The 23,465-nt window shown below is 67.8% G+C and carries 28 protein-coding genes; 17 read left to right on the top strand and 11 right to left on the bottom strand.

All coding sequences use genetic code 11. From position 1 onward, the window contains the following. Positions 1-8: 8 nt before the first annotated feature. Positions 9-1,094 (bottom strand): PQQ-dependent sugar dehydrogenase, encoded by a 1,086-nt coding sequence (locus AB0I35_RS25745; protein ID WP_357398875.1) that lies wholly within the window; start codon positions 1,092-1,094, stop codon positions 9-11. 126 nt (positions 1,095-1,220) lie between these two features. Beyond that, entirely contained in the window at positions 1,221-2,282 is a 1,062-nt protein-coding gene (locus tag AB0I35_RS25740; RefSeq protein ID WP_357398874.1) for a hypothetical protein, read from the bottom strand. Between the two features lie 129 nt (positions 2,283-2,411). On the opposite strand from AB0I35_RS25740, the gene AB0I35_RS25735 reads away from it, so the two are divergent. After that, positions 2,412-3,695, top strand: a complete 1,284-nt coding sequence (locus AB0I35_RS25735) for a hypothetical protein (protein ID WP_357398872.1) — start codon at positions 2,412-2,414, stop codon at positions 3,693-3,695. Beyond that, positions 3,696-5,735 carry a CocE/NonD family hydrolase gene (locus AB0I35_RS25730; protein ID WP_357398871.1) on the top strand — a complete coding sequence of 680 codons (2,040 nt, stop codon included), beginning with the start codon at positions 3,696-3,698 and terminating at the stop codon, positions 5,733-5,735. A 5-nt stretch (positions 5,736-5,740) separates the two neighbouring features. Here the strand turns inward: AB0I35_RS25730 and AB0I35_RS25725 are convergent, their stop codons facing one another. Together AB0I35_RS25725 and AB0I35_RS25720 are read right to left on the bottom strand one after the other, a co-directional pair. After that, a complete protein-coding gene (locus AB0I35_RS25725; protein ID WP_357398870.1) occupies positions 5,741-6,202 on the bottom strand; it encodes a VOC family protein in 462 nt (153 codons plus the stop codon). Then, entirely contained in the window at positions 6,199-7,308 is a 1,110-nt protein-coding gene (locus tag AB0I35_RS25720; protein WP_357398868.1) for a glutamate--cysteine ligase, read from the bottom strand. Before AB0I35_RS25720 ends, AB0I35_RS25725 begins: the two co-directional genes overlap by 4 nt. 111 nt (positions 7,309-7,419) lie before the next feature. Here AB0I35_RS25720 and AB0I35_RS25715 point away from each other — a divergent pair, with 111 nt between their 5' ends. Then, positions 7,420-7,881: a MarR family transcriptional regulator gene (locus AB0I35_RS25715; RefSeq protein WP_357398867.1), complete on the top strand. Its 462-nt coding sequence runs from the start codon at positions 7,420-7,422 to the stop codon at positions 7,879-7,881. Next, the gene (locus tag AB0I35_RS25710) at positions 7,878-8,246 is read left to right on the top strand and encodes a DUF5313 family protein (protein ID WP_067639812.1); all 369 of its coding nucleotides are present in this window, start codon (positions 7,878-7,880) and stop codon (positions 8,244-8,246) included. The genes AB0I35_RS25715 and AB0I35_RS25710 overlap by 4 nt, the downstream gene beginning before the upstream one ends. Positions 8,247-8,281: 35 nt before the next feature. Here the strand turns inward: AB0I35_RS25710 and AB0I35_RS25705 are convergent, their stop codons facing one another. After that, a complete protein-coding gene (locus AB0I35_RS25705) occupies positions 8,282-8,602 on the bottom strand; it encodes a hypothetical protein (protein WP_181698652.1) in 321 nt (106 codons plus the stop codon). 246 nt (positions 8,603-8,848) lie between these two features. Here AB0I35_RS25705 and AB0I35_RS25700 point away from each other — a divergent pair, with 246 nt between their 5' ends. From AB0I35_RS25700 to AB0I35_RS25675, 6 genes are all read left to right on the top strand, one after another. Next, positions 8,849-10,327 (top strand): sugar porter family MFS transporter, encoded by a 1,479-nt coding sequence (locus AB0I35_RS25700; protein ID WP_357398866.1) that lies wholly within the window; start codon positions 8,849-8,851, stop codon positions 10,325-10,327. Positions 10,328-10,360: 33 nt separating this feature from the next. Next, positions 10,361-12,688 (top strand): glycosyl hydrolase family 65 protein, encoded by a 2,328-nt coding sequence (locus tag AB0I35_RS25695; RefSeq protein WP_357398865.1) that lies wholly within the window; start codon positions 10,361-10,363, stop codon positions 12,686-12,688. Further along, the gene (locus AB0I35_RS25690) at positions 12,685-13,401 is read left to right on the top strand and encodes a beta-phosphoglucomutase family hydrolase (RefSeq protein ID WP_357398863.1); all 717 of its coding nucleotides are present in this window, start codon (positions 12,685-12,687) and stop codon (positions 13,399-13,401) included. The genes AB0I35_RS25695 and AB0I35_RS25690 overlap by 4 nt, the downstream gene beginning before the upstream one ends. Positions 13,402-13,499: 98 nt before the next feature. Further along, entirely contained in the window at positions 13,500-13,673 is a 174-nt protein-coding gene (locus tag AB0I35_RS25685; RefSeq protein ID WP_067494014.1) for a CsbD family protein, read from the top strand. A 99-nt stretch (positions 13,674-13,772) separates the two neighbouring features. Further along, a complete protein-coding gene (locus tag AB0I35_RS25680) occupies positions 13,773-14,567 on the top strand; it encodes a metalloregulator ArsR/SmtB family transcription factor (protein ID WP_357398862.1) in 795 nt (264 codons plus the stop codon). Then, the gene (locus AB0I35_RS25675) at positions 14,564-15,154 is read left to right on the top strand and encodes a dihydrofolate reductase family protein (protein WP_357398860.1); all 591 of its coding nucleotides are present in this window, start codon (positions 14,564-14,566) and stop codon (positions 15,152-15,154) included. The genes AB0I35_RS25680 and AB0I35_RS25675 overlap by 4 nt, the downstream gene beginning before the upstream one ends. 9 nt (positions 15,155-15,163) lie before the next feature. Here AB0I35_RS25675 and AB0I35_RS25670 read toward each other — a convergent pair whose 3' ends face one another. After that, a complete protein-coding gene (locus AB0I35_RS25670; protein ID WP_357398859.1) occupies positions 15,164-16,135 on the bottom strand; it encodes an alpha/beta hydrolase in 972 nt (323 codons plus the stop codon). Between the two features lie 55 nt (positions 16,136-16,190). On the opposite strand from AB0I35_RS25670, the gene AB0I35_RS25665 reads away from it, so the two are divergent. After that, positions 16,191-17,042, top strand: coding sequence for an SDR family NAD(P)-dependent oxidoreductase (locus AB0I35_RS25665; protein ID WP_357398857.1), 852 nt, complete (start codon positions 16,191-16,193; stop codon positions 17,040-17,042). Here AB0I35_RS25665 and sigJ read toward each other — a convergent pair. Next, positions 17,039-17,926 (bottom strand): RNA polymerase sigma factor SigJ, encoded by an 888-nt coding sequence (gene sigJ / locus AB0I35_RS25660; protein ID WP_357398856.1) that lies wholly within the window; start codon positions 17,924-17,926, stop codon positions 17,039-17,041. The two genes, AB0I35_RS25665 and sigJ, sit on opposite strands and share 4 nt — an antisense overlap. Before the next feature lie 99 nt (positions 17,927-18,025). Here sigJ and AB0I35_RS25655 point away from each other — a divergent pair, with 99 nt between their 5' ends. After that, positions 18,026-19,009 carry an NAD(P)H-dependent oxidoreductase gene (locus AB0I35_RS25655; RefSeq protein ID WP_357398855.1) on the top strand — a complete coding sequence of 328 codons (984 nt, stop codon included), beginning with the start codon at positions 18,026-18,028 and terminating at the stop codon, positions 19,007-19,009. A 3-nt stretch (positions 19,010-19,012) separates the two neighbouring features. Here the strand turns inward: AB0I35_RS25655 and AB0I35_RS25650 are convergent, their stop codons facing one another. Both AB0I35_RS25650 and AB0I35_RS25645 read right to left on the bottom strand, forming a co-directional pair. Further along, complete coding sequence (locus AB0I35_RS25650; protein WP_357398963.1) at positions 19,013-19,468, bottom strand: SRPBCC family protein; 456 nt, start codon at positions 19,466-19,468, stop codon at positions 19,013-19,015. Between the two features lie 20 nt (positions 19,469-19,488). Next, positions 19,489-19,722: a hypothetical protein gene (locus tag AB0I35_RS25645; RefSeq protein ID WP_067493989.1), complete on the bottom strand. Its 234-nt coding sequence runs from the start codon at positions 19,720-19,722 to the stop codon at positions 19,489-19,491. Positions 19,723-19,864: 142 nt separating this feature from the next. Between AB0I35_RS25645 and AB0I35_RS25640 the strand changes: the two genes are divergently transcribed. After that, complete coding sequence (locus AB0I35_RS25640; RefSeq protein WP_357398853.1) at positions 19,865-20,278, top strand: low affinity iron permease family protein; 414 nt, start codon at positions 19,865-19,867, stop codon at positions 20,276-20,278. 1 nt (position 20,279) lies between these two features. On the opposite strand, the gene AB0I35_RS25635 is transcribed toward AB0I35_RS25640, so the two are convergent. Beyond that, a complete protein-coding gene (locus AB0I35_RS25635; RefSeq protein WP_357398851.1) occupies positions 20,280-20,774 on the bottom strand; it encodes a DUF6328 family protein in 495 nt (164 codons plus the stop codon). A gap of 178 nt (positions 20,775-20,952) precedes the next feature. Here AB0I35_RS25635 and AB0I35_RS25630 point away from each other — a divergent pair, with 178 nt between their 5' ends. The 4 genes from AB0I35_RS25630 to AB0I35_RS25615 all read left to right on the top strand — a co-directional run bounded on the left by AB0I35_RS25630 (position 20,953) and on the right by AB0I35_RS25615 (position 22,939). Beyond that, entirely contained in the window at positions 20,953-21,153 is a 201-nt protein-coding gene (locus AB0I35_RS25630) for a hypothetical protein (protein ID WP_067493983.1), read from the top strand. Between the two features lie 68 nt (positions 21,154-21,221). After that, complete coding sequence (locus AB0I35_RS25625; protein WP_357398850.1) at positions 21,222-22,034, top strand: nucleotidyltransferase; 813 nt, start codon at positions 21,222-21,224, stop codon at positions 22,032-22,034. Between the two features lie 5 nt (positions 22,035-22,039). After that, positions 22,040-22,771, top strand: coding sequence for a metallophosphoesterase (locus AB0I35_RS25620; RefSeq protein ID WP_357398849.1), 732 nt, complete (start codon positions 22,040-22,042; stop codon positions 22,769-22,771). A gap of 12 nt (positions 22,772-22,783) precedes the next feature. Continuing rightward, the gene (locus AB0I35_RS25615; RefSeq protein WP_357398848.1) at positions 22,784-22,939 is read left to right on the top strand and encodes a hypothetical protein; all 156 of its coding nucleotides are present in this window, start codon (positions 22,784-22,786) and stop codon (positions 22,937-22,939) included. Here the strand turns inward: AB0I35_RS25615 and AB0I35_RS25610 are convergent. Further along, a complete protein-coding gene (locus tag AB0I35_RS25610) occupies positions 22,915-23,208 on the bottom strand; it encodes a hypothetical protein (RefSeq protein WP_357398847.1) in 294 nt (97 codons plus the stop codon). The two genes, AB0I35_RS25615 and AB0I35_RS25610, sit on opposite strands and share 25 nt — an antisense overlap. Positions 23,209-23,465 lie beyond the last annotated feature (257 nt).

Below are 23,465 nucleotides of genomic sequence, written 5' to 3'. Positions count from 1 at the left end.
TGGGTCGGTCAGCGGGCCGGGAAGCGCAGGAGCCGATCGTCGCCGTCGCGGAGGTCGCCGCGGCCGTCGGTGTTGGAGGTGGTGAGCCAGAGGGCGCCGTCGGGGGCGACAGCGACTGTGCGCAGGCGGCCGTAGGTGTCACGCAGGTAGTCCCGGGGCGCGGTCAGGTCTGCACCGGAAAAGGTTGCCGTCCAGAGCCTTTCGCCGCGCAGGGCGGCGACGTAGAGGGTGTCGCCCGCGATGGCGATACCCGATGGTGAGGCCTCGTCGGTCCCCCAGGTGAGCAGCGGATCGGTGAAACCCCGGTCGGCGCCGCCCCCGCCTTCGACGTCGGGCCACCCATAGTTGCGGCCGGGTTCGATGCGGTTGATCTCGTCGAGGCGGTTCTGCCCGAACTCCGCCGCGTACAGCGTGCCGTTCCGGTCCCAGGCCAAACCCTGCACATTGCGGTGCCCCGTGCTCAGAACCGATGAACCGGGCGTCGGGTTTCCCGGTGCGGGCGCACCCTCGGCTGTCAGCCGCAGAATCTTGCCGTTCGGACTGCCGGGATCCTGCGACCGCGACGGCTGCCCGGCATCCCCGGTGCCCACATACAGCATGCCGTCGGGCCCGAACGCGATGCGCCCGCCATTGTGATTGCCCGCCTTGGCGATTCCGCTGAACACCACCTCCACCGGCCCGCCCGGCCGGAATCGGACGATGCGATTGTCGTCGGACGCGGTGAAGTAGGCGTACACGTAGTCGTCGCGGACGGCGAGACCGAGCAGGCCGCCCTCCCCGCGCGCCACCACACCCGGCACCTCGAAGAACGGCTCAGGAGTGCGGCCCGGTACCACCCGCAGAATCCGCCCGGAGTCCCGTTCGGCCACCAGCGCGGTGCCGTCGGGGAGGAAGGCCAGTCCCCACGGCACCTCGATTCCCTGCGCGACCACCTCGGGCACCCCGAGATCGGGTACGCCCTCGGACCGGCTCGGCGCGGTCGAAGAGGCGATCGGCGAGGTCGGCGCACTCGCCTGCTCGTTCGCACACGCCGCAACGACGACGACCGCCGCAACGGCGACGACCAGCCGTCGTGCCACTGCCCTGACGCCCATCAGCCAGCGCTCCGTCCCGGTGGGCGCCCCTTCACCACCACCGGTATCGAGGATATCCGGTGGTCTCCCCGACGACGCCCGGTCAGTTGCCCCGTGATCCGACACAGTCCCGATCATGCTGTGCGCCTATGGCTCTCGGGCTCGACGCTGGTCTTCGGCGACCCGGCGACGCTCTTGTTCGCGGTAGCCGTAGGTGGCTTTGCGTACGGTCACGTCGTCTTCGAGGCCCGAGCCGACCGCGCCTGCCACCGTGCCGAGTACCGTCGCCATCAGGGCGATCGTCAGGTAGTCGGAGGGGCCACACGGGCGGCCGAGAGTGCTGGTCAGGTAGTCCGGCGGAATGACGACGGCCACCGCGACCAGGGTGATCGAGTACAGCGCGAGGAAGAACACGATCGTGCCGACGGCGACGGTGCTCACGGTTCCCGCGTTGCGCAACGCCAGATACCGATCGTCGCGGCCGTGTATCCGTCGCTCCCACAGCCCGTGCCCGGCAATGATCCACGCCGACAAGGCGACCAGCGCCGACACCGTGATTCCCGTCAAGCGCAGCGGCCCCATCGCCGTGGCCAGCAGCCAGATCGAGGAGTACAGCACCCCGAACGCCGTTCCGGCCATGGCACCGGCCAGCGCCGACGACAACCCGACCACCAGCTGCCACGGCCGGTTCGCGCGCACCATCCCCGCCAGCAGGAACAGCGAGCCGAACCGTACCGACCGCACCAATCGCAATTCGCCGCCCTGCTCCACCACTCGCAGCCCACGCGCATCCGGTCGCGTCAGCGCGGCCGAGCGACGCGAGCGCAAGGCTTCGACGATTCGCACCGCGAGCTCACGCAACCGCTGCCGCAGCCGGATCCCACCGAGCGCGGGCAGCGAGATGAGGGCGACTTGATGCGTCGGGTCGATATCGGCGACCAACACCGATCGCCCGTCGCGCAAAGGCAGGTCGGTGATGCACAACGCCAGGTCCCAGGTGGTTTCCCGGACGTATTCGCGGGCCTTGTCGATCAGGTGGACGCTGTCGGGATACATCGCCTCGAACGGATCGTCGTTGACGAGCACCCGCCAATCGACCTGCTCGCCGACGACCCGGGCGAGTTCATCCGGCAGGTCCTCGCGCAGCGAGCGGGCGAGCCGCGTGGCCAGGTCGGGATCGGCGAGTACACCGATCGTCACTTCCGTCATCCACCGACCACCTGTCCTCGCCGTGCACATCTCACTGCTCGCGCGTTCCCTGAACCGCCGCCGGGAAACGACCGGTGATCGCAGGGTCACCCCCTGTTTCGGACCGCCCGTTCCGGTTAGACGCCACCAATGAAGAATGTTTTCGTCCCCGGTCTGACCGAGTTACAGCGAGCCGAGATCAGCACAGTCGAGATTCCCGGCGGCCTGCGCCTGCACGGACTGCTCGACTACGACTCGCTGGTCGAGGCCGAGGAGTTCGATTTCGACGAGTTGCTCGACCGAGCCCGCGCCGAACTGGATGCCTTCGACGGCTCGGTGGACGCCATCATCGCCCACTGGGATTTCCCCACGAGTGTGATCGTGCCCATCCTCGCCGCGGAACGTGGTCTGCCCGCGCCCAGCCTCGAGAGCGTGCTGCGTTCGGAGCACAAATTGTGGAGCCGGATGCTGCAACGCGAGTCGGTACCCGAATGCGTTCCGGATTTCCGCGCGTTCGACCCCTTCGACCCGAACGCCCTCGACGGCATCGATCTCGATTTCCCGTTCTGGGTCAAGCCGGTGAAGGCCCACTCCTCCCAACTGGGTTTCGAGGTACACGATCCCGGGGAATTCGCGACGGCGACCGAGACCATCCGCGCCGAGATCGGCCGCATCGCCGACCCGTTCGACCAGGCCCTCGCCCGGGTGACGGTGCCGGCGGACGTGCGCGTGGCCGGTGGCCGCACCTGCCTGGCCGAGCAGATCGTCACCGGAACCCAGGCAGCGCCCGAGGGGTCGATGGCCGCCGGTGAGTACCGGGTACACGGCGTTTTCGACATGCGCAAGGACGCCACCGGGCACAGCTTCGCCCACCTGGACTACCCGGCACACACGGTGCCGGAGTCGGTGCGCGACACCATGATCGAGGTCAGCGAACGCTATCTGCGCCACGTCGGATACGACAACGGCTGCTTCAACTCCGAGTTCATGTGGGACGCCGACACCGGGAAGTTGTGGTTGATCGAGATCAACACCCGCATCTCGCAGTCCCACAGCGACCTGTTCGTCAAGGTCGACGGCACCGCCAACCACGCCGTCGCCCTCGACGTCGCGCTCGGGCGCACCCCCGAAATGCCCCACCGCAAGGGGCGTTTCGCCGTCGCCGCGCAATGCATGGTGCCGCGCTACGAGGACGGTGTCGTCACCCGCGTGCCCGACCAGTCGCAGATCGACGCCCTGCGCCGCAGGTTCCCCGACACGGTGGTGAACATCGATGTGGCCCCTGGTGAGCGGCTCTCGGAGCTGCCCAACCAGGACCCCTACCGCTACAAACTGGCCACCCTCTATCTCGGCGCCGCCGACCACGACGAGTTGGAGCAGCGCTACCAGGACTGTCTCGAGGCATTGCCGTTCGAATTCGAGGAGGTCGATTGAGTGCACACGGTCGAGTCGTTCCCGTACGAGGTGCGGGTCACCGAGAACGTTTTCATCCCGATGCGCGACGGCGCCCGGCTGGCGGCCCGCATCTGGCGACCGGTCACCGAGGAACCGCTGCCCGCGGTGTTCGAGTACATCCCGTACCGCAAGCGGGACCTGACCCGCGGCCGTGACGCGCTGAACCATCCCTACCTCGCGGGCCACGGGTATGTGTCGGTGCGGGTGGATCTGCGCGGCAGCGGCGACTCCGACGGTGTGCTCCACGACGAGTACCTGCGCGCCGAGCACGACGACGCCTACGACGTCATCGCGTGGCTTGCCGAACAGCCCTGGTGCGACGGCAACGTGGGCATGATGGGCATCTCGTGGGGCGGTTTCAACAGCCTGCAGGTCGCCGCGCACCGGCCGCCCGCGCTCAAAGCCGTCGTCAGTGCCTCGGCGACGGAGGATCTCTACGTCGACAACATGCACTACATGGGCGGGTGCCTGCTGTCGGACAACCTGTCCGAGGCGACGGTGATGTTCGCCTTCAACAGCCTCCCGCCGGACCCGGCGATCGTCGGCGACCGGTGGCGCGAGATGTGGCACGAACGTCTCGCGGGCAGCGGACTGTGGATCGAACAGTGGCTGGAACACCAACGCCGCGACGACTATTGGAAGCGCGCCTCGGTGAACGAGGACTACAGCGCTGTGCGGTGTCCCGTGCTCGCCGTCGGCGGCTGGGCCGACGGGTACACCAATGCGATCTTCCGCCTGCTCGAGCACCTCGATGTACCGCGCCTGGGGTTGATCGGCCCATGGGGGCACAAGTATCCCCATCTCGGCGTACCCGGTCCGGCCATCGGGTTCCTGCAGGAGATGGTGCGGTGGTGGGATCACTGGCTCAAGGGCCGCGACACCGCCATCATGGACGAACCGATGCTGCGAGTGTGGTTGCAGGACAGCGTTTCCCCGCACCCGTCCTACGAGGACCGCCCCGGCCGCTGGGTGGGCGAGCCGAGCTGGCCCTCACCGAACATCGAACCCCGCCGGTTCGTGCTCGACCGCTACGCCCTCGGCGAGGAGCCGGCCCCGACGCGTCACCTGCGCCTGCAGTCGCCGCTGAGTGTCGGCATGTTCGCGGGCAAGTGGGCGTCCTACGCCGCGACTCCGGACCTGCCGTCGGACCAGCGCGACGAGGACGGTGGCTCACTGGTGTTCGAGACCGAGCCCCTCGACCAGCCGTGCGAGATCCTCGGCCTGCCGACCCTGGACCTCGAGGTCTCGGCGGACCGCCCGAACGCGATGCTGGCCGCCCGGCTCTCCGACGTCGCACCCAACGGCGAGGCGACCCGGGTCACCTACGGCCTGCTCAACCTCACCCACCGCGACGGCAGCGCCGAACCACGTCCGCTCGAACCGGGACGCACCTATCGGGTTCACCTGCCGCTCAACGGAATCGCGCATTCCTTCCCGCCCGGACACCGGATCCGGCTTTCGGTGTCGTCGTCGTACTGGCCGCTGGCCTGGCCGTCGCCGGAACCGGTGATGCTCACGATCAATACCGGCACGAGCACACTGACCCTTCCGCAACGCGCGCCGCGCGCCGAGGACGCGCCCCTTCACCCCTTCGGGGAACCGGAGGCCGCGCCGCCCGCGCCCGCGACGCATGTCGAACCGGGACAACACCATTGGAAGGTCGAGCGCGATCTGGCCAGTGGGGTGTCGACCCTGGAGATCGAGAACGACCAGGGCACGATCGTGCTCGACGACATCGGGACCTCGGTGCGCCGCGCCACCACGGAATGGTTCAGTTTCCAGGACAACGACGTCACCTCCGTGCGCGGGCAGACGCGCACCGTGCGCCGCCTGGAACGCGACGAGTGGCGAACCGAGGTGGTCACCGACACCGTCTTGCGCTGCACCGCCGACGAATTCGTCATCGACGCCCAGCTCGACGCCTACGAATTGGAGGACTCGCCCACCGACCCGCGCTCACTGCGCAACAGGGTGTACTCACAGAACTGGCACCGCCGGATACCCCGCGATCTGGTCTGAGCAGGTCAGTCCAGGCAGAACTCGTTGCCCTCGGGATCGGCCAGCACGATGAACCCGGCGCTCATGGGCGGTTCCGGCTCGAAACGCCGCAGGCGGGTGGCACCGAGGGCGACCAGGCGCTCGCATTCGGCTTCCAGGGCGGTCATGCGCTGCTCACCCTGGAGGCCGGGCGCGGCGCGCACGTCGAGGTGGACGCGATTCTTGGCGACCTTGTCCTCGGGCACCCGCTGGAAGAACACGCGCGGGCCTTCCCCCTCGGGGTCCTCGATCGCCGAGCGCGAATTGTGTTCCTCGGCGGGCACTCCGATACGGGTGAGGAACTCGTCCCACGCAGCGAGCGGGTCGGCGCCCTCGGGAAGTTCTACACCGGGCGGGCCGGGGTGCACGTAACCGAGCACTTCGCGCCAGAAGATCGACAGCGCTCGCGGGTCGTGCGCGTCGAAGGTGATCTGTACGTGGCGGCTCATGGGCATCCTTCCAGGGTGGCTTTCGCCGACTCCGTGACCACATCGGCGATTTCGTGTCGCGAGCGTAGAGCACGCATCTGACGAAAAGCGCCGTTGCCGCGCTCGGTCAGGGCGGCGACCGCACCCGTCACGAACTCGAGGTCACCCGCCTCGCGCAACGCGGGGCCGATCCGTTCGATGAGCTCGGCGAGCAGTTCGCGATGTGGCAACACTCTGCCCTCGATGGGATCGAGCCCGTCACCGAAGAAGCCGGAGTGCGCGGCGTTCCAGTACGCCGCGCGCAGCACCTCGCTCGGGACCGCCGTGGCGGGTTCGTCGCGGGCGATCGCGTCCAATCCAGTGCTCACGATCCCCCGGATCAGCGCGGCGAGCAGCGCCGACTCCTCCGCCGTCGCGGGCACGTCACTGACCCGGACCTCGACCGTGGGAAAGGATTCCGACAGGCGGATGTCCCAATACACCATCTTGTTGTCGAGGATGCTTCCGCTGGCGAGCATCATCGCCACGATCGCCTCGTACTCGTCCAAGGAGGAGAAATACGGTGGCGGTCCCGCGCTCGGCCAGCGCCGCCACAGAATGCTGCGCCAGCTCGCGTACCCGGTCTCGCGGCCACGATAGATCGCCGAATTCGCGGTGAGCGAGAGCAGTACCGGCAACCACGGACGCACGTGGTTGCTCACCTGTACCGCCGTCGCCCGGTCGGGCACACCGACGTGCACATGGCACCCGCACAGCCCCTGCTCGTGGGCGATCATGCCGAAGGTGTGGGCGATGCGCTGGTAGCGCGGCGTATCGGTGACCGGGTACCCCTCGGGAACCGTCGGCGGCACGGCGACCGCGAGCAGGGAGGCGTCGTGCTGTGCGGCGCATTCGGCGACCCGCCGGCGCGAGGTGCGAAGTTCGGTGAGCAATTCACCGATGTCGGTGTGCACGCCGGTGCTGGTCTCCACCTGACAGCTGGTCAGCTCGAGCTGCAGATCTAGGCCTGCCTTCTCGGCGGTCGCGGCGACGTCGATGTTCTTCGGTGCGGGCGCGCCGCTGACGGGGTCGGTGAGCAGGAACTCCTCTTCGACTCCGACGGTCGGTACCTGTGCGGGCCTACCCACGGCGATCCTCCTCCACCGGCGTGAACGAGCGTGGTGGGACGATACCCGCAGGTGAGTGAGCCAAACAACAGACACTTTGTGCACTAACTGTTCATGGGCTAACCTGTCTGCGTGACCGAGATCGACGACCCGCTGCGGCTGGATCGGCAGGTGTGTTTCGCCCTCGCCGTGGCCAACCGCTCGGTCCTTGCCGTCTACCGCCCGCTGCTCGAGCCGATGGGCCTGACCCATCCGCAGTACCTGGTGATGCTCGCGCTGTGGGGCCAGACGCCGATGTCGGTCAAAGCCGTCGCCGATGCCGTCCAGCTCGACTCGGCCACACTGTCACCGCTGCTCAAACGGCTCGAGTCCGCCGGGCTCATCACCCGCCGCCGCGACCCGAACAACGAGCGAACCCTCCTGATCGACCTCACCGCGACCGGGCGAGCGCTGCGTACCGAGGCCGAACGCATCCCGCCCGCGGTGGTGGAACGACTCGGCGTGAGCCTGGCCGAACTGGAAGAACTGCGCGATGTGCTCGGCCGGGTGAACGCTGCCGCACGCCGCGCCGAGGAATCGAGGCAGAACCGATGACCACCCCGAACCTCTGGCAGCGCCTGCGCTACATCGGCGGTGCCACCTTGCCGCCGTCGATGTCGGACTGGGTGCTCGCCGACCTCACCGGCCCCGGCGCGACGCGGCGCTATCTGCTGCGCATCCTGGTTCCGGTGCTGCCGCTGCTGTGCCTGTTCCTGTTGACGCCGGGGCCGCTGTGGATCGGATTGTCGATGATGGCGCTGCTGTATCTGCCGCTGATCTACTTCACCGTCGCACTGGTGTACGTCTACCGCAGGCACCGGCTGGTCAGCCACGGGTTCGATCCCGAACTCGCCTTCGCAGCGCAACGTCGTCGCGCCGATGCCGACCGGGCCGCCTACGAGCAGCGCCATCGTCCCTGAATCACACTGCGGCCCCGGCGTTGTGCCGCATCGGGTTACTTCGGAACCAGCGCACCCGTGAGATCGGCCTCCTTGATGGGCGTGTCCGGGTTCGCCTGGGCACTGCACATCAGGTCGATCGCGCCGATCGACAGGTCGATGGTGTTCTGATCGATCTGCGCGTCCTCGCCACGTTCCTGCTCGAGGAACTTGGTGACGGTGGTGCGCTTCTTGTCCGTGTCCTGCGCGGTGAATTCACTGCACGGGGTGTCCCCACCCTTGTTGACCGCCTTCTCCGCCTCGGCACATCCTGCCGCGAGCGTGCCGAGCGCGGCCACGGCGAGCGCCGTGGCGCAGGCCTTCCTCCGTAGCGTCATCGTTCGCCTTCCTTCGCAAGGGCCCGGCAATCCGGGCCTCGTTGCCCGCTTTACCCGAATTCGGCCGGTCGAATACGACGACGGCTCGCCCGGGCGCGGCGCGCGTGACGGCCGGTGCGCCTGTGGGAGTGCGACAATCGGCGGAGAGTTCCGCCTGTACACAGTTCCATTCGGATGGCTTGGCCGTGACCCGCGTTCACGGTCGGCCCGCGAGGCACACGTCTCGCCGCGGAGAGGATCGGACCGATGCATGAGGGTGGCGCGACAACCAACCGGCCGGACCTGCCGGACGGCGACTCCGCGAGTAACGGGCAGGTCGTCCGCATCGCGTCGGTAGCGGCGCTCGGCGGTTTGCTGTTCGGCTACGACAGCGCCGTGATCAACGGCGCCGTCGCCGCGATTCAGGACGAATTCGACGTCGCCGACGCCGCGCTCGGCTTCGCCGTCGCCTCGGCGCTGCTCGGCGCCGCGGCCGGTGCCATGACCGCGGGCCGCATCGCCGACCGCATCGGCCGAATCAAGGTCATGAAGATCGCCGCCCTGCTGTTCCTGATCAGCGCGATCGGCACGGCCTTCGCCCCCGAGCTGTGGGTGCTGGTACTCGGCCGCGTCATCGGCGGGCTCGGTGTCGGCGTGGCCTCGGTGATCGCGCCCGCCTACATCGCCGAGACCTCCCCCGCCGACATTCGCGGCCGGCTCGGCTCGCTGCAACAGCTCGCGATCGTGCTCGGTATCTTCTTGTCCCTGCTGGTCGACTACGTCCTGGCCCATCTGGCCGGCGGCGCGGGCGAGCAGCTGTGGTTCGGGCTCGAAGCCTGGCGGTGGATGTTCCTGTCGATGGCGGTTCCGGCCGTGATCTACGGCCTGCTCGCCTCGACGATCCCCGAATCGCCGCGCTTCCTCGTGGCGACCCATCGGATTCCCGAAGCACGCAGCGTGCTGTCGACGCTGTTCGGCCAGCGCAACCTCGAGGTCACCATCGGGCGCATCGAGCACAGCCTCGAGGGTGAGACCAAACCGTCGTGGCGAGATCTGAAGAATCCCGCTGGCAAGATCTACCCGATCGTCTGGATCGGCCTGATGCTCTCGGTGTTCCAGCAGGCGGTCGGCATCAACGTGATCTTCTACTACTCGAACGTGCTGTGGGAGGCGGTGGGTTTCGAGGAATCCAGCTCGTTCCAGATCAGTGTGTTCACCTCGGTGGTCAATATCGCCACCACCATCGTGGCGATCATGCTGGTCGACAAGGTCGGGCGCAGACCACTGCTGCTCACCGGTTCCATCGGCATGACCATCACCCTGGCCACCATGGCGGTGTGCTTCGGGACCGCGCCGCAGGTGCCCAACGCCGAGGGGGTGCTCGAACCGCACCTGACCGGTGTACCCGGTGTCCTCGCGCTCGTCGCGGCCAATCTGTTCGTGGTGTTCTTCGGGATGAGCTGGGGTCCGGTGGTCTGGGTGCTGCTCGGTGAGATGTTCCCGAATCGCATTCGCGGGGCGGCCCTCTCGCTCGCCGCCGCCGGTCAGTGGGCGGCCAACTGGGCGATCACGGTCAGCTTCCCCAGCCTGAAGACGTTCTCGCTGGGTTTCGCCTACGGCATGTACGCGGTGTTCGCGCTGCTGTCGCTGCTGTTCGTCGCCAGGTTCGTGCCCGAGACCAAGGGCAAATCGCTCGAGGACATGGACGAGGCCACCGGCTACCAGCATCCGACCGCGACCGCCTGATCCGCACCTTCGATCACCTCCCGGAGGGCCGCCATGAACCCGTGGACCGTTGTCGAGAACGAATGGAATCCGCACCGCGCCAACTACTTCGAGACCATTTTCACCGTCGGTAACGGCCGCCTCGGTACCAGGGGCTCGCTCGAGGAGCGGCATACCGGCTCGCTGCCCGGCACATTTCTGGCCGGGGTGTACGACGCCTTCGACGCGCCGGTCGTCGACCTGGTGAACGCGCCGGACTGGCTGGTCACCGAGGTGTTCGCCGACGGAACCCGGCTCGACACCGAATCGGCGGCGGTGCTTCGCCATCACCGCGAGCTCGACCTGCGCCGCGGAGTCCTCACCCGCGAGACCGAATTCGCGCTGCCCGACGGTGCGCGATTCGTGCTGCGCACCGAACGTTTCGCGAGTATGGCCGATCGTGATCTGTGCTGCCTGCGGGTTCGGGTGACCGCACGGGATCGCGCGGCCACGGTGACGATCCGCACCGGAATCGACGGGCACCGGCGCAATCTCGAGCGGCTGCCCACCTACCGTGCGGACACCGAGTTCGGGTACGACCGCAAGTGGGACAAGTGGGCGCTGTCCACCCACTTGCGGTCCACCGGAACCGGATTCACCGAGGGCGCCGGAATGCTCGAATGCCGGACGATCGACAGCGGTGTCGACCTGGCCTACGCGTTGCGCACCGAGTTGCCGTCGACACCCGACCGCCGGGTGGAGGTGCGCACTCATGAGTCGATCGCGGTTGAAGCGGACTTCGCCGTGTCGGCGGGCGAGACGATCGGCGTCGACAAATTCGTCGGCGTCGCCACCAGTCGAGATCCGGAAGCCGCTGCGGCACCGGGCGATCGGGCGCGAGCGACCGTCGCACGGGTCACCGATTTCGACCAGGCGAGTGCGGCGAGCGCGGCGGCGTGGGAACGGTTGTGGGCCGAATCGGACTGCGAGGTGGTCGGCGACGACCGCGTCACCCAGGCATTGCGCTTCGCCGTCTATCACCTGCTCATCGCCGCCAATCCTGACGACCCCACGGTGAGCATCGGCGCCAAGTCGCTGTCCGGCGAAGGGTATCGCGGCCACGTCTTCTGGGACACCGAGATCATGCTGCTGCCGTTCTTCCTGTTCACCCAGCCGCGGGCGGCTCGTGCCCTGCTCGGTTACCGCCACCACACCCTGCCCGGCGCCCGTGAGGTCGCCGCCGACAACGGCGCCACCGGTGCCCGCTTCCCGTGGGAATCGGCGGACACGGGCCGCGAGGAATGCCCGCAGTACACCCACGACGGCTCGGGCCGCTTCTACACCAGGGAGGAGGAACTGCACGTCACCGCCGACGTCGCGTACGCCATCATGCGCTACACCGAGGTCACCGGCGACGACACCTACCTCTTCACCGAGGGCGCGCCGATCCTGTTCGAGACCGCCCGCTACTGGGTACAGCGATGCGAACCCGAGGGCGCTGCGCTGGTGTTGCGAACGGTGATGGGGCCGGACGAATTCCATTCCCACGTCGACAACAACGCCTTCACCAACCGGCTGGTGCGCTGGCACCTGGAACAGGCCGCGGCGGTCTATCGCAGGATGGCCGCCGAACAGCCGGAACTGCTTGCCGCCCATGCCGAATCGTTGGGGCTGTCGGCGGCCGAAGCCGAGCAATGGGTGGATGCGGCCCGGCGAATCCGCGTGCCGGTCGACCCCGACTGCGGGGTGATCGAGCAGTTCGACGGCTATTTCGATCGCACCGTTGTCCCCATCACCGAATGGGACGACAACGACATGCCGCGATACCCGGCGGGTTTCGACCATTTCAACTGTGAGGACACCGCACTGCTCAAACAGCCCGACGTGGTGATGCTCATGCACCTGCTGCCCGAGGAGTACTCGCTCGAGACGCGCAGGCAGAACTACTTGTTCTACGAGGCGCGCACCCTGCACAAATCGTCGCTGAGCCCCTCCATCCATGCCATCGTCGGCTTGCGGGTGGGCGAGGCGGACACGGCCGAAAGGTACTTCGGCCGTGCGGCATTCGTCGATCTCGACGACAATCAGGGCAATACCGAAGAGGGCATGCACATCGCGTCGGCGGCGGGCACCTGGCAGGTCGCCACGCATGGGTTCGGCGGGTTCCAGGCCACCCGCGAGGGATTGCGGTTCGCCCCCGCGCTGCCGTCGTCGTGGCAGCGGTTGCGGTTCTCGGTGCACTGGCGCGGGCGGGTGGTGCGCGCCGACCTCGGCCACCACGACGCCCGGTTCGAGCTGATCGGTGACGGCCCCGCCGAAACCATCACCGTGTGGGAAGACCCCGTGCGGGTGTGGCCGGGTGAGGTCGTCGAGGTGCGTGCGCCCGAAAGCGTCGCCTCATGACCGAGCGGGTAGCCGTACAGCAGGCCGCCGCCGTGCTGTTCGACCTCGACGGGGTACTGACCGATACCGCCGCCGTGCACCGCCGCGCGTGGACCACCCTGTTCACCGAGTTCCTGCCACCACAGGTCGCGCCGTTCACCGACGACGACTACTACGACCTCGTCGACGGCAAACCACGGATCGACGGTGTGCGAGCGGTGCTGTCCTCGCGCGGGCTACGATTACCCGACGGCACCGTCGACGACCTGCCCGAGGCAGCCACCGTGCACGGCCTCGGCAACCGGAAGAACGGGCGATTCACCGAGATCGTGCACCGGGACGGGGTCGACGTGTTCGACGGCTCGCTGCGTCTGGTCAACGCTCTTGCGGCGCTGCGAATTCCGATGGGAGTGGTATCCAGTTCGCGCAACGCGGTGCTGGTGCTCGACACCGCCGGACTGCTCGGCAGATTCGCGGTGATCGTCGACGGCACCGTCGCCGAGCGGGACGGGCTCGCGGGCAAGCCCGATCCGGCGATGTTTCTCGCCGCCGCCGAGGCACTGGGTGTGGAACCCGCGGAGACGATCGTCCTCGAGGACGCGGTATCGGGCGTCGAGGCAGGTCGCCGAGGCGGTTTCCGGGTGATCGGGGTCGATCGCGGCACGGGCCCGGCCGCCCTGCGTGCCGCGGGCGCCGATGTGGTGATCGGTGATCTGGCCGACCTTCTCACCTAGGCCTGTTTGTGTTCGGTGGCCCCGGGTAGACGCTCCGTGGGTCCCAAGGATGGCCCATCGATCACCTGTGGTCGAGCGTTCTGTCCGGAAGGAATGCCATGAGCTTGGCAGACAAGGCGAAGAACAAGGCCGAAGAGCTGGCCGGCAAGGCCAAAGAAGCGACCGGCAAGGCCACCGACGACCGCGATCTGCAGAACGAGGGCCGCGGCGACCAGGCCAAGTCCAACCTGAAGGATGCCGGCGAGAAGGTCAAGGACGCTTTCCGCGACTGATCCGGCTCCCCTCTTCGAACTGTGGCCCCCAGCTGACAAGCCGGGGGCCACAGTTCTATTCCTTGACAGGAATATTCTTCACAGTGAATACTTCTGGCCATGGAAGAGATCGCAGCCGCACTCGGCGACAGCGCACGGTGGCGCATCGTCGAACTCCTCGCGCAGCGGCCTCGGTCGGTCGGCGAACTCGCCACCCACACCGGGTTGCGTCAGCCGCAGACGACCAAGCACCTCCAAACCCTCGCCAAGGCGGGTCTCGTCTCGGTGTTCCCGCTCGGGCAGCGCCGGGTCTACGCCGTGGAACCCGGCCCGTTGCGGGAGCTCGACAATCGGTTGCGCGCGCTGCTCGCGACCATCGAGGAGCACGCCGACGAGCGGGATGTGGTGGAACGCTATCTGGCCGCTATCGAAGCCGAAACCGCTGCCGCACAGCATGATCGGTGGGCCGACGGGCGCAGCTTCACCTTCGAGCGGACGTTCGTGGTCGCGCCCGAGGTGCTGTGGCGGCACTGGGTGGATCAGGATCTGCTCGCGAAGTGGTGGGTGCCGCCGTCGATGACGGTCACCGACTGCCGGATCGAGCCGTTTCCCGGCGGCCGGGTGGTGCTCGACTACCGCGACGACGACGGCGGGCGTTATCGGTCGGCCGGACGAGTCGTCGAGGCCGACGAACACCACCGCCTCACCTTCGACCTGTCGGTACTCGACGCGGCAGGCGAAGTCTCCTTCACCGGCCACTACACCCTCACTTTCGAGCACGACGGGTCCGGGACCAGATTCCGGCTCGACCTCGTCGTCGCCGAAACCACGGTGGCGGCAGCCTCTTTCATCGCCGGTATCGAAACCGGCTGGTCCCAGGTCCTCGACAACCTCGACAGGAAAGCCCGATCATGAGCACTCGCCGCGTCACCACCAACATCAGCCTCACCCTCGACGGCCGCTACCACGGCCCGGTCGGCCCGGCCGATCTCGGCCCCATCGTCACCTACGCGAGCACCGAAACCGCCCGCGACTACCTCAGCGGGATTCACGCCGACGCCACAACCGCGGTTCTCGGGCGCAGCAACGCCGAAGGATTCCTCGGCTACTGGCCGACCGTCGCCGCCGACGAGAACGCCGACCCGCGCGACCGCGCCTACGCGAAGTGGCTCGTCGACGTGGACAAGGTGGTGCTGTCGAGCACGCTCACCGAATCACCCTGGGAGCGAACGCGCGTCGTGAACGCGCCCGCCGCCGAGGTGATCACCGACTTGAAGAGCTCCGGCACCGGCGACATCCTGGTCAACACCAGTCCGACGATCGTGGCCGACCTCCTCGCCGCCGATCTGATCGACCGCCTGCATCTGATGATCGTTCCCGAAATCGCCGGGGGCGGCGCGCTGTTCTTCACCGACGGCCTGCCGGCTTCCCGGTGGACACTGACCAGCCACACCGCCGGTACATCCGGCGAGCTCGCCCTCGTATACGACCGCGCACGCTGAACCGACATGCTACGGCCGCGGCGGCAGGTCACCGAGCGCGCTGAGCACGAACTCGTTCACCGGGTCCGTGCGTTCCAGATGGACCAGATGCCCCGCCCCCGGAACCTGCACTACCGCACGGAGATCGGTGACATCGGCGCGCAGCGTGGCCAGTGGGTCCCGGCCGCTGAAACCCTCCATGTCGGGGTCGTTCTCGCCGTAGAGGAAGTAGGTCGGGACGGTCACGCGACAGTCGGCCAGCGACTCGGTGAGCTGCCAGTTGCGGTCGAGGTTGCGATACCAGTTGAGGCCGCCGGTGAACCCGGTGCGCTCGAATTCGGTGGCCAGCGTGTCGAATTCGGACTCGCTGAGCCAGGACCACGGCAGGTCGGGGGCTTTCGGCAGGACATCGAGATAGCCGAGCCCCGGCGGATTCTTCCAGGTGTCGAGGTAGTGATAGTCCCCGGAGAGCGAGTAGTAGACCCTGGCCAGGAATTCGCGGGAACGCTCGGCGAGTTCGGCGTCGGCACGACCGGGTTCCTGGAAGTAGGACAGGTGCAGGAAGTGGCGCTGGGCGGCCTTGGTCCAGAAATCGGACGGCGGACGGGGCGGGCGCGGCGCGAAGGGATTGTTCAGCACCACCGCGGCGGCCACTCGCTCGGGCGCACGCAACGACAACTCCCACACCAACTGAGCACCGAAGTCCAGGCCGACGAAAACCGCCTGCCGCGCGCCGATGTCGTCGAGCAGGGCGAGCAGATCGCCGATCACGGCCGCATTCGTGTACGCCTCGACATCGTCGGGCGCCTGCGTGCGTCCGTAACCGCGCAGATCGGGCGCCATCGCGTGGAAGCCGGCCTCGGCGACGGCCGCGAGCTGGCGGTGCCAGATGTAGCCGGTGTGCGGAAAGCCGTGGCAGAACACCACCGGATACCCCTGCCCCTGCTCGGTCACATGTAGCCGGACGTCGCCGGCGTCCAGGAATCGATGCCGAAGTTCCACCAGCGCCTCCAAGAATCTAGAACGTGTTCCTATTTCAAGGTAGTGTCCCGAGGCCATGAGCGGAACACCCAAGATTCTCGGCGGACGGGTCGCGGTAGTGACCGGAGCCAGCCGCGGCATCGGCAAAGGCATTGCCCAGGAACTCGGCGCGGCGGGGGCGACGGTGTACGTCACCGGCCGCACGACCACCGCGGGCAGGCTCCCCGGCACCGTGCACGACACCGCCGCCGAGGTGACCGCCCTCGGCGGGCTCGGCGTGGCGGTGGTCTGCGATCATCGCGACGACGGGGCGGTCGAGGATCTGTTCACCAGGGTGCGCGCCGAACAGGGGCGCCTCGACGTACTGGTGAACAATGTCTACAACTCCCCCGCCGCCGCCCGCTGGCTCGGCCGCAAATTCTGGGAGGTACCGCCTGCGGCCTGGGACGAGACCTTCGATATCGGCGTCCGATCCCATTACGCGGCAAGCGTTTTCGCCGCGCCACTGCTGATCGAGTCGAAGGGTTTGATCGTCAATATCTCCTCCCCCGGTTCGCAGCGCTACCTGCACAACGCGGTGTACGGGGTCGCCAAGACCGCTCTCGACCGGCTGACCGCCGACCTCGCCCACGATCTCGACGGCACCGCGACCACCGCGGTATCCCTGTGGCCCGGCATCGTGAATACCGAACTGCTGCAGATGGTTCCCGCCGACGACCAGGGCCGTCGCCTGGTGACCTTGCCCGGCGAGGGAACCTTCGATCTGAACGCCGCCGAGACACCGAGGTTTCCCGGCCGGGCCGTTGTCGCCCTAGCCGCCGACCCCGACCGGCTCGCACGCACCGGGAAACCGTGGAAGGTCGCCGATCTGGCCGAGGAGTACGGATTCACCGACGTGGACGGCCGCGTTCCCCGCCACGATCCCTAGTCTGTCCACGCGCGCAGCTTCTCCGGATTCCGCATCACCCAGATCCGGCTGATCCGATCGTCGACGATGTCGAACGAGTAGACCGAGACGACCGTCCCGTCGGCCTCGGCGACCAGGCCGAGCTGCCCGTTCACCATGCGCTCCACCAGCACCACTGTCGACAACCGCGTGGCGATGTGGATCCACGCCGTCGCGATCTCGCCGCTGCCGACCAGCGGCTCCCGGAAAGCGGGGACCAGCCCACCGCTGTCCGCCGTCGCGACCGCGGCCGGGTCGAGCAAGCCCACGAGGGCCTCGATATCGCCCGCCTCCCAGGCCCGTTTGAAGCTGCGCACCAGCTCGGCACGCGCGGTTTCGGGTGGGCGTGGCGAGGTATCGATGCGGCGGCGGGCGCTCGAGGCGAGCTGACGGCACGCGGCCGGGGTGCGCCCGACCACTTCGGCCACTTCGGCGAAGGAGTAGCGGAACACGTCGTGCAATACGAAGGCCACTCGCTCGGCGGGGGTCATGGAGTCGAGCACGACCAGAAAGGCCATGCTGATCGACTCGTCGAGCGTCACCCGGTCGGCGGGGTCGGGCGCTGCGGTGCCGCCGAAGAAGTCGGAACGGCCGGGGACCGGTTCCGGAATCCATTCGCCCACATAGCGTTCCCGGCGGGCCCGGGCGGAGCCGAGCAGGTCGAGACAGATGCGCCCCGCCACCGTCGTCAGCCAGGCACCGGGCGCGGTCACCTCGGCGCGGCGCTGTTCGCTCATCGCGTACCAGCGCGCATATGTCTCCTGCACCACGTCCTCGGCCTCGGCCAGCGATCCGAGCAGCCGGTACGCCAGATTGAGCAGCTGGCGGCGCTCACTCATCACCTCGGACAGGTGGGGGTCGGTCATGATCGGCTCCTCGCGGTCGGGTCCCTCACCATGACCGACGAAACAGCGCCACGATCTGTGAGGACCTGACATTTCCGGCGTCCGCGTCGTCGGAAGGTCATGATCAGAATCGGCATCATTCTCGGCAGCACCCGATCCAACCGCAACGGAGTCCAGGTCGCCCGGTGGGTGCTGGATTCGGCGTCGCGACGCGGCGACGCCGAATACGAGCTCGTCGACTTGCGCGACCACCCGCTCCCGCACTTCGACGAGACATCGCCCCCGATGTTCGGCCCGTCGGAGAACGAACACACCCGCGCCTGGGCTGTCCGAATCGCGCCGTTCGACGGGTTCGTCATCGTCACCCCCGAGTACAACGGCGGCGTCCCCGGCGTCCTGAAGAACGCCCTCGACCATGCCTTCGCGGAATGGACCGACAAGAGCGTCGCCTTCGTCGGGTACGGCGTCAACGGCGGCGCCCGCTCCGTGGTCCAGTTACGAACCGTGTGCGGGACGCTGGGGATGGCCGACATCGGCCATTCGGTCTCGATCGGCGTGCTCACCGATTTCGAGAACGGCACGACCTTCGTCGCCCGCGAGCACCACGACCTCGCGTTGCGCAAGACGCTCGATCAGCTCCTCGCGTGGACCACAGCCCTGGCGCGGCTGCGGCGGCCTGCCGACGAAACCGCCGAGATCCGCGCACAGATCGACCGGCTGGTCGAGTGCCTGCGCAACAAGGACCTCGACGGCCTCGGCGCGCTCTACACCGACGAAGCTGTCTCGTTCGATATCGAGCCGCCCCTGCAACACCGGGGCAGGGCTGCGAAGCTGGAAAACTGGGCGCGAGTGTTCCAGGTGTTCGACACTCTGAGCTACGAGTTCCGCGACCTGACCTTCACGACCGGCAACGAGGTGGCGTACGGGCACGGTTTCGGCAGGCTGCGCGGCACACTGCGCGACGGCACTGTCACCGACGGTATGTGGGTGCGCGCAACGCTGTGCCTGCGCAAGGTCGGTGGCCGCTGGTTGATCGCCCACGACCAGGTCTCGGTGCCGCTCGATATCCCGAGCGGCAAGGCGCTCACCGACCTGGAGCCCTGACGGTCAGCCTCCGGCCGCGGTGCGGCTCCTGCCGACAGCCAGGTCCGCCAGCCGGTCGAGGGTTTCGCGGTTGCGTGGGGTCAGCAGCAACTCCTGCGCGGCGCGTGGGACGAGCTTGCCCGGCCCGCGCACGGCCAGTTCCCCCATCCGTACCTCGGTGGTGGCCGGGGCGACCTCGCGCAACTCGAAGCGGATGACGGCCGCGCCCATCGGCCACAACCGCGCGTCGAGTTCCAGGGTGTGCGGTGCGTCCGAGGCCCGCACCTCGGTGGTGTCCTCGATGACGAGGGGCCACGGCCCCACGCTGTGATGGATGCGGGTGCCGACCGCGGGCCAGCCCTTGTCTACGCGGCGGATGTGCGAGGCGCCCACCACCCAGCCCGAATACGACCACCCGTCGGCGAGCACCGCGAAAACGTCGTCCACTCCGGCGGGCACGGTGAGTTGCACCCAGATCATGTCGTCGTGCACGGCTCCTCCTACACACTGTCGACGAGGGCGTCGTGCCCGGCGCGGCGGGCACAGTTGGCGCAGCAGAAGACGGTCTGTCCGGCCTCGACCCCGTGGCCGAGAACCCGGCACCCGCAGTGCGCGCAGTCGGGGGCCAGCTTCGATGCCGCGCATTCGATGCTGTCGAATGTCCAGCTCTGCCCGTCGCGGCTCACGGTGAACGCCCGCGCGTAGTCGTTGCCACACGTCTCACAGACGGCCATGCTTCACCTCTTTCGGATCGGTGGACAGCGGGCGTTTACCCGGTGCGGTCGAACTGAACCGACCTTTGGTTGAAATCCTGCGAAACGGATATTCGCCGATCACAGAGCTCGTTGCCCGAACCGGTGAAGGTGGGTGGTCGACATGTCCGCAAGCAGGTCGAACAATGCGACGATGCCGTCGGACATCTCCGACCACAAAACCTTCTTCGACCGTTTCGCCACGGCGGCAAGCAATTTCGCGTCCAAGGCGTGGTTCTTCGCCGCCTGCCTCGCGCTGGTCCTGATCTGGGCGCCCTCGGTGTTCCTGTTCCCCAGCATCGACACCTGGCAGCTGGTGATCAACACGGCCACCACCATCGTCACCTTCCTGCTCGTAGCGCTGCTGCAGAACACTCAGGCTCGCAACGACGACGCCGCCCAGCACAAGCTCAACGCGCTCGCCGCGGGGCTCGCCGCGCTGATGGGTGAGCTGAGCGACGAGTATCCGGCCCTGGCCAGGGAACGCGAGGAACTGACCGACGCCGTGGGACTGGAAGACCGCGAGAGCAGCGAATAGTTCAGTCCGTCTCCGGCCCCTTCCGGTAGACGAGCGGCTGGATCACCCACAGCACGAGGAACGTGATCGAGGCCACCACCCCGGCGATGATGCCCGCCACCGTCCCGGCCACCACATCGAAGATCAGCACCGCGATGCCGGTGAGTGCTACCCCGAGCAGGGCGATCCCGCCCAGCGCGAGCCGGTGCGCGCCGGTGACCAGGGTATCGAGCCGGTGCCTGCGGAACAGCAGCCGATGCAGCGCCACCGGGGCGACCAGCAGGGCGGTCGCGGCGATCGACGCGGTGACGACGACGAGGTACACCACCCGCAATTCCGTGCTGAGGGCGTCGAAATGGGACTGGAACGGCAAGGTCAGCAAGATACCGGTGAGCACCTGCACACCGGTCTGCAGCACCCGCAGTTCCTGCAGCAAGGAGGCCCAATTGCGGTCGAGACGCTGAATGGTGTTCTCGCCACGCACCCGTCGATTCCAGTCGGTGTCATCGCCGTCCATCACCGCTCCTCGTCGCCCGGGCCGACGCCCTCCTCGAGCGCATACCCGGCGCGCACCGCCCGAATCCCGCCCCGACGGCGTACCCGTGATTGAGCGGCGCGCGGCCGGGTAGTGCGACGGTGTGGTCGAGAACAACGGCCGCATGCCAGAAAGACCAGACGATACGAGGAGGGCATCCATGCCTGACCCGAACAACCCTGGACAGTTCGGCAACCGAAACGACACCCAGGAGCAGGCGGCCCGTGGCGGCCACGCCAGCAGCGGCAGCTTCGGCGATCGCAATTCCGCCGACCCCCGCGAGGCAGGCCGTAAGGGCGCCCAGGCGCAGCCCACCGAGGCCAAGCGCGAGGGCGGTCAGCACAGCCACGGCGGCCGCTGACTCTGCTACCGACCCCGGGCCTGGCACGATGCCGGGCCCGGGTGTCCCCGGCGAAAGGTGGTGGCCTGATGACCGCCGAGATATCGGACCTGCTGCAGACGCTGACCCGAGTGGTCAACACCCTGCACGACAACGGCATCCGCTTCGCGGTGGCCGGTGGCTGCGCGGTGTACGCGCACGGCGGTCCGGCCAGCGATCACGATGTGGACATCTTCCTCCGCGCCGAGGACGCCTATGCCGCACGGGACGCGTTGGCGGCCAAGGGCTTACGGCCCGTCGATCCACCGGAGAACTGGCTGACCAAAGCCTATGACGGCGAGATCCTCGTCGACCTGATCTTCCGCACGAACCATCGCACCGTCGACGACGAGCTGCTCGACCGTGCCGAGTCGATGTCGGTCGGCCCCGCGACCGCACCGGTGCTACCCGCCACCGACGTACTGGTCGACAAACTCATGGTGCTCGACGCGCACCGTCTCGATTTCACCCGCCTGCTCGAGGTCGCCCGCGCCCTGCGCGAGCAGATCGACTGGGCCCGAGTACATCGCGACACGGCCGAATCGCCGTACGCGCGGGCATTTCTCGGCCTGCTCGACGACCTCGGCGTCCACCACGTGCCACCCGTGCCTGCCGCCGAACCACCGCAGTACGTGGTCGCCAACCTGCGCCGCGCCTTCGCCGAGGACCCACGGACCGCGACGATGAGTGTGCACGTGACGCTGCGCTCCGATGTCGTCGTACTCACCGGCGAGGTCGCCGACGAACAGAGCAGGCAGGCACTGGAGGCCGTGCTGCACGAGCGGATCGGTGACCTGCGGGTTCACAACGACGTGCGGGTGCGCAGACCCGCCGAACCGGCCGAACCGGAAGTGTTGAGGTGAGCGGGATGCGAGTAGCGGCGGTAGGCGATGTGCATCTCGGCGTGGATTCGCGTGGTCGATGCAGGCCGGTGTTCGAACGGCTCCGCGAGCACGCGGATGTATTGCTGCTCGCCGGTGACCTCACCCGCCTGGGCACCATCGAAGAGGCCGAGGTGGTGGCGAGCGAGTTCGGCGATCTCGACGTCCCGGTCGTGGCGGTGCTCGGCAATCACGACTATCACAGCGACCGCGAGCAGGAGATGAGCGCGCTGCTGGCCGCGCACGGCATCACTGTGCTCGAGGGCAACTCGACGGTGCTCACCATCGGTGAACGCACGCTCGGCATCGCGGGAACCAAGGGTTTCGGCGGCGGGTTCGCCGGCAAGTGCGCGAGCGCGTTCGGCGAACCGCAGATGCGCGAGTTCGCGACCCACACCGTGGAGCTCGCGGACCAGCTCCACACGGCGCTGAGCCGGCTCGACACCGACGTGACCATTGCGCTCACCCACTACTCGCCCGTGTCGGACACCTTGCACGGTGAGCCGCCGGAGATCTACCCGTTTCTCGGCTCCTACCTGCTCGGGGAGGCGATCGATGCGTGCGGCGCCGACCTGGCGGTCCACGGTCACGCCCACGCGGGCACCGAACGCGGCACCACCCCGGGCGGAATCCGGGTGCGCAATGTCGCCCAGCCGGTGATCGGCACCGAATACGCCGTCTACGACCTGGCGCCCGCCACGTCGTCGGCATACATCTGAAGGAGGATTCTCATGGTTTCGCAGGACACCATCGCCCAGCTACGCCAGGACATCACCACGGCCGCCGACGCGGGCGACGAGGCGACGGCGCAGCGTCTGCGCCGGGAACTGTCGGAGGCACTCGCGGCGGCGGGCCAAGACGATCAGGACGACCCGGCCGGTCCGTGACCGCGCTGCGACCGGACGGTCGCCGCACTCCAGACCACCAGCCAACCGGACGCCGCCATATAGAGGGCATAGGCGGAAATGACCAGTTCGGGCCCATAGTCGGCGAACCAGTCGCCGAGGCGAAGTAGCGCGATCACACCGAGGCCGAGCAGGAACATGCCGAGCACGAGGCTCGGAATCGCCAGCGGGGCGATGGAGTCGTCGGTGACGCGGCGGTCACGCCTGGTAACTGACAGATTGCTGTTCGATTCGAAGTAGGTGCTGCTCATAGTCACGAGCTCCCTTCCGGACGGCCGTCCCGACACAGCCGGTAGGTCAAACCACGCAGGTGGCACGCGCAGTGATCACAAACGGTTAACGTTCAGCAATATCGAGCGTGCCAGGTCTTACCGGAGGATAACAGACCGTGTGATCTGGGTCACATCGAATGCGCGTTCGACACGAACCGATAACGGTTGTTATATCTCCCAGGAATAGGCACTCGAACTGGAATAGTCCAACAATTCTGGACATTTGCCCAGCAAGC

Source organism: Nocardia sp. NPDC050378, assembly GCF_040655675.1.
Classification (GTDB): Bacteria; Actinomycetota; Actinomycetes; order Mycobacteriales; family Mycobacteriaceae; genus Nocardia; species Nocardia coubleae.
Note: the sequence above shows the minus strand (reverse complement) of the source record. Positions and strands in the feature narration are given on the sequence as shown.

What these genes read in the sequence shown, in the direction of transcription:
- AB0I35_RS25745 (WP_357398875.1), bottom strand. Translation starts at nt 1,094, where the DNA reads ATGGGCGTCAGGGCAGTGGCACGACGGCTGGTCGTCGCCGTTGCGGCG.
- AB0I35_RS25740 (WP_357398874.1), bottom strand. Translation starts at nt 2,282, where the DNA reads ATGACGGAAGTGACGATCGGTGTACTCGCCGATCCCGACCTGGCCACG.
- AB0I35_RS25735 (WP_357398872.1), top strand. Translation starts at nt 2,412, where the DNA reads ATGAAGAATGTTTTCGTCCCCGGTCTGACCGAGTTACAGCGAGCCGAG.
- AB0I35_RS25725 (WP_357398870.1), bottom strand. Translation starts at nt 6,202, where the DNA reads ATGAGCCGCCACGTACAGATCACCTTCGACGCGCACGACCCGCGAGCG.
- AB0I35_RS25710 (WP_067639812.1), top strand. Translation starts at nt 7,878, where the DNA reads ATGACCACCCCGAACCTCTGGCAGCGCCTGCGCTACATCGGCGGTGCC.
- AB0I35_RS25705 (WP_181698652.1), bottom strand. Translation starts at nt 8,602, where the DNA reads ATGACGCTACGGAGGAAGGCCTGCGCCACGGCGCTCGCCGTGGCCGCG.
- AB0I35_RS25700 (WP_357398866.1), top strand. Translation starts at nt 8,849, where the DNA reads ATGCATGAGGGTGGCGCGACAACCAACCGGCCGGACCTGCCGGACGGC.
- AB0I35_RS25695 (WP_357398865.1), top strand. Translation starts at nt 10,361, where the DNA reads ATGAACCCGTGGACCGTTGTCGAGAACGAATGGAATCCGCACCGCGCC.
- AB0I35_RS25690 (WP_357398863.1), top strand. Translation starts at nt 12,685, where the DNA reads ATGACCGAGCGGGTAGCCGTACAGCAGGCCGCCGCCGTGCTGTTCGAC.
- AB0I35_RS25685 (WP_067494014.1), top strand. Translation starts at nt 13,500, where the DNA reads ATGAGCTTGGCAGACAAGGCGAAGAACAAGGCCGAAGAGCTGGCCGGC.
- AB0I35_RS25680 (WP_357398862.1), top strand. Translation starts at nt 13,773, where the DNA reads ATGGAAGAGATCGCAGCCGCACTCGGCGACAGCGCACGGTGGCGCATC.
- AB0I35_RS25675 (WP_357398860.1), top strand. Translation starts at nt 14,564, where the DNA reads ATGAGCACTCGCCGCGTCACCACCAACATCAGCCTCACCCTCGACGGC.
- AB0I35_RS25665 (WP_357398857.1), top strand. Translation starts at nt 16,191, where the DNA reads ATGAGCGGAACACCCAAGATTCTCGGCGGACGGGTCGCGGTAGTGACC.
- sigJ (WP_357398856.1), bottom strand. Translation starts at nt 17,926, where the DNA reads ATGACCGACCCCCACCTGTCCGAGGTGATGAGTGAGCGCCGCCAGCTG.
- AB0I35_RS25655 (WP_357398855.1), top strand. Translation starts at nt 18,026, where the DNA reads ATGATCAGAATCGGCATCATTCTCGGCAGCACCCGATCCAACCGCAAC.
- AB0I35_RS25650 (WP_357398963.1), bottom strand. Translation starts at nt 19,468, where the DNA reads ATGATCTGGGTGCAACTCACCGTGCCCGCCGGAGTGGACGACGTTTTC.
- AB0I35_RS25645 (WP_067493989.1), bottom strand. Translation starts at nt 19,722, where the DNA reads ATGGCCGTCTGTGAGACGTGTGGCAACGACTACGCGCGGGCGTTCACC.
- AB0I35_RS25640 (WP_357398853.1), top strand. Translation starts at nt 19,865, where the DNA reads ATGTCCGCAAGCAGGTCGAACAATGCGACGATGCCGTCGGACATCTCC.
- AB0I35_RS25635 (WP_357398851.1), bottom strand. Translation starts at nt 20,774, where the DNA reads ATGGACGGCGATGACACCGACTGGAATCGACGGGTGCGTGGCGAGAAC.
- AB0I35_RS25630 (WP_067493983.1), top strand. Translation starts at nt 20,953, where the DNA reads ATGCCTGACCCGAACAACCCTGGACAGTTCGGCAACCGAAACGACACC.
- AB0I35_RS25625 (WP_357398850.1), top strand. Translation starts at nt 21,222, where the DNA reads ATGACCGCCGAGATATCGGACCTGCTGCAGACGCTGACCCGAGTGGTC.
- AB0I35_RS25620 (WP_357398849.1), top strand. Translation starts at nt 22,040, where the DNA reads ATGCGAGTAGCGGCGGTAGGCGATGTGCATCTCGGCGTGGATTCGCGT.
- AB0I35_RS25615 (WP_357398848.1), top strand. Translation starts at nt 22,784, where the DNA reads ATGGTTTCGCAGGACACCATCGCCCAGCTACGCCAGGACATCACCACG.
- AB0I35_RS25610 (WP_357398847.1), bottom strand. Translation starts at nt 23,208, where the DNA reads ATGAGCAGCACCTACTTCGAATCGAACAGCAATCTGTCAGTTACCAGG.